Source organism: Methylobacterium sp. WL64, from assembly GCF_008039945.1.
Taxonomy (GTDB): Bacteria; Pseudomonadota; Alphaproteobacteria; order Rhizobiales; family Beijerinckiaceae; genus Methylobacterium.
The window spans coordinates 1-3,419 of record NZ_VRVA01000237.1; the positions used below are offsets into that span (position 1 = coordinate 1).

Below are 3,419 nucleotides of genomic sequence, written 5' to 3' on the forward strand. Positions count from 1 at the left end.
GGGCGCGGCGGCGGGCTGCGCCAGGGCGGGGGACGCCATCATTGCACCGCCCGCGGCGGCAATCATGGAGCGCCGGGAGATCTCGGTCATCGCGTGTCGGCCTGTTGGAGCGCGCCGCCGAAGAGGGGGACCGGTCCGGCGGCGGCGCGTCTGGAAGCAGGGGTCGGAATCCAGCCCCGTCGCGAGGGTAACCGGCCGCGGCATCGGAGGATCCAGCACAGGATCGTGCGCTGCGGCATCTCGCCCGGACCCCGGGCCTGGTCTATGACTTGAATACACTCTTGAACGTGTCCCGGTTGGCGGACGCCGGCCGCAGGCCGGATCGCCCCTGCCAGGCGGACGTTCGGCGCGACCCGAGGACCAGATGGCGGACCGGGACAGTTCAGCCGCGCGCGCATCAGCTGCGCCGGATGCGGCCGGCGGCCCCGCGCGGCGCGGCCGCCTGTGGGTCGGCCTGCTGGCGCTGGCGGCCGTCGGGCTCCTGGGCTACCGCCACTGGCCGGACCCGTCCCGGGCATCGAGCCCGCCGCAGGCGGCCAAGAAGCTCCAGACCGTGCGGGTGGCCATGGCCCGGCAGGCCTCCGACACGCTCAGCCTGACCCAGACCGGCACCACCCAGGCCTTCGACACGGCGAGCCTCTATCCGCGGGCGACCGGCTACATCGTCGAGCGCAAGGTCGATATCGGCTCGCACGTGAAGAAGGGCGACCTGCTGTTCCGGATCAGCGCGCCCGACCTCGACCAGCAGCTCGTCCAGGCGCAATCGCAGGTGCTGCAATTGCAGGCGGCGCTGATCCAGGCGCGCGCCATGGTCGACCAGGCCGAGGCCAACCGCCACCTCGCGGACGTGACCAACCGGCGGACCTCGACGCTGGCCGGCAGCGGCACCGAGACCCGGCAGAACGCCGACACTGCGCAGGCCGGGGTGCTGGCGCAGGGCGCCAACGTCGACGCGGTCAAGGCGGCCGTGAAGGTCGCGGAGGCCAACATCGCCGCCCAGGAGGCCCAGGTCGCCCGGCTCAAGGTCCTGACCGGCTTCGAGCAGATCCGCGCGCCCTTCGACGGGGTCGTGACCACCCGCAACACCGATGTCGGCGACGCGGTCACGGCGGACACCAACACGGGCGCGCCGCTGCTGACGCTGGCCCGGGACGACGTGCTGCGCATGGCGGTGAACGTGCCGCTGTACGCGGCCGACGGAATCCGCGACGGCCTGGAGGCCAAGGCCGAGGTGGCGCAGCGCCCCGGACAGGTCTTCCCCGGTCGGGTCTCGCGCTCGTCCACGACCCTGCTCCACGCCTCGCGCACCCTGGTGACGCAGGTCGACATCCCCAACCCGGACCGGGTCCTGCAGGCCGGCCTCTACATCACCCTCACCCTGGCGATCCCCCGGGTGTCCCCGGCGGTGTCGGTCCCGAACGACGCCCTGATCTTCGATCAGGACGGCACCCGGGTGGCGGTGGTGGAGGCTGGCGCAGAGAGTGGTCATGTGGTGCGGATGCGCCCGGTGACGATCTTCCGTCAGACCGGGACGGTGCTGGAGCTGCGCACCGGCCTGACCGGCGGCGAGCGGGTCGTGGTCGGGCCGCCGGCGTCGCTGCGCGACGGCGACCCGGTCGCCCTGCGGCCGGAGGGCAAGACTGAGACGTGAAGACTGGGACGTGAGGGCTCGGACGTGAGGGCCGCCCCCGGCCCGTCGATCCGCACAGCCTGAAACCAACCAGCTGCATCGGCGCCCGGAGGCCGAGCCGAACAAGCGCCCGTTCTCCACCGACCCGGACTCGAAGCCCGGCAACGAGAAGCTCGGCGGCTCCTACGCAGTGTCGATCGCCCACATGCGCTCGGCGCTCGGCGTGCCCTGCAACGCGCCGCCCTGGGGCGTGCGGGTCGGGGTGAACCTCGCGGACGGCACCACCGCGTGGAGGCACCGCAGCGGTACCGCGGCCGGCCAGAAGATCGCCGGCATCACGTTCCCGATCCGGTTCGAGATGGGCATGCTGGCCCATGGCGGCACCCTGACCACGGCCGGCGGGGTCGCCATCGCGGGCGCCGCCCTGGACGACCTGATCCGCGGCTACGACATGCAGAAAGGAGAGACCCTCTGGTCCATGACGCTGCCGGCGGGCGGGCAGGCGACCCCGATGACCTACCGGGGCAACGGCCGGCAATACGTCGTGATCGCCGCCGGCGGCCACGGCTCCCTCGGCACCACGCCGGGCGACTAGGTCATCGCCTACCGGCTCGACTGAGCGCCCGAACGGGGTTTCCAAAGGGCTCCGCGCTCTGGCGGGTCGCCAGGGCGGAGCCCTGACCGATCACAGACCTTGGGACTCCATAAGCTTCGCCCGCGGATCCGTGCGGGCGAGGCGGGCCAGCAGGTACTCGACCTCGGCCTTGGCCTGCGGGGTGAGCGCCTGGGACGGCTTGCGCTGGGCGTCGGACGAGAAGATCCCCCGGCGCTGGAACACGTATTTGCGCACCGCGAGCCCGAACGGGCCCTGCTGCTGCTCGTAGCGCAGGTAGGGCAGGTGGGCGTCGAACAGGTCGTGGGCGGCGTCGCGCTCCCCCGCCCGGCCGAGGCGGACCACGTCGACCAGCATCTCCGGGAAGGCGTAGCCCGTGTTGGCGCCGTCGGCGCCGCGCTCGGTCTCGAAATCCAGGAACAGGCCGCCATTGCCGACCAGGATCGCGATGTGGCGCATCGAGCCGTCCGCCTCGAAGCCCCGCAGGGTCGAGATCTTTTCCAGCCCCGGCCAGTCCTCGTGCTTGAGCATCACGCAGGAGGGGCTCTCGGACACGATCCGGCGGATCACGCCGGGCGTCATCTGCACCGAGAAGGTGAGGGGATAGTCTTGAAGCACGAAGGGGACGTCCGAGCCGATCGCCTCGACGGCGTTGCGGTAATAGCCGACCACTTGGTCGTCGGTGCGCAGGGTATTCGGCGGTGCGATCATCACGCCGGCCGCGCCCATCTCCATCACCTCGCGAGCGAGTGCCCGCATGGCCGCGAAGCCCGGCGCCGTCACGCCGACGATCACCGGAAGGCGGGTGCGCCCGAGGACCTGTCTCGCGACGGCGAGCCCTTCGCCATGGTCGAGCTTGCCGGCCTCGCCAAGCTGGCCCAGGATCGTCAGGCCGTCGACACCCGCACCGCCGAAGAAGTCGATCATCCGGTCGAGGGAGACCGCGTCGATCCGGCCATCCGGGTGGAACGGCGTCGGGGCGATCGGCACGACGCCGCGGAGATCGCTGGTGAGGGGCATGCCGGTTCTGTCCTCCGTCGCGCGGCTCGAGGGGCGGCCGTGCGGGGAAGATCATAGAGCATCGTCCCGAAAGGTGGTCCCCGGCTTTGCCAAAAAGATCCGGTCCTGTCAGGGACGGGCCTCCGCCGGCCGGCCTGCTGCCGTTCCGGGCGGGGG

General features: G+C 71.9%; 3 protein-coding genes. 2 read left to right on the forward strand and 1 reads right to left on the reverse strand.

Going from position 1 to position 3,419, the window contains the following annotated elements; all coding sequences use genetic code 11:
* Positions 1 to 364: 364 nt before the first annotated feature.
* Both FV242_RS33265 and FV242_RS33270 read left to right on the forward strand, forming a co-directional pair.
* Positions 365 to 1,651: an efflux RND transporter periplasmic adaptor subunit gene (locus FV242_RS33265; RefSeq protein ID WP_147941926.1), complete on the forward strand. Its 1,287-nt coding sequence runs from the start codon at positions 365 to 367 to the stop codon at positions 1,649 to 1,651.
* 184 nt (positions 1,652 to 1,835) lie between these two features.
* Complete coding sequence (locus FV242_RS33270) at positions 1,836 to 2,225, forward strand: hypothetical protein (protein WP_246693006.1); 390 nt, start codon at positions 1,836 to 1,838, stop codon at positions 2,223 to 2,225.
* Positions 2,226 to 2,315: 90 nt separating this feature from the next.
* Here FV242_RS33270 and FV242_RS33275 read toward each other — a convergent pair whose 3' ends face one another.
* Complete coding sequence (locus FV242_RS33275; protein WP_147941927.1) at positions 2,316 to 3,263, reverse strand: dihydrodipicolinate synthase family protein; 948 nt, start codon at positions 3,261 to 3,263, stop codon at positions 2,316 to 2,318.
* Positions 3,264 to 3,419 lie beyond the last annotated feature (156 nt).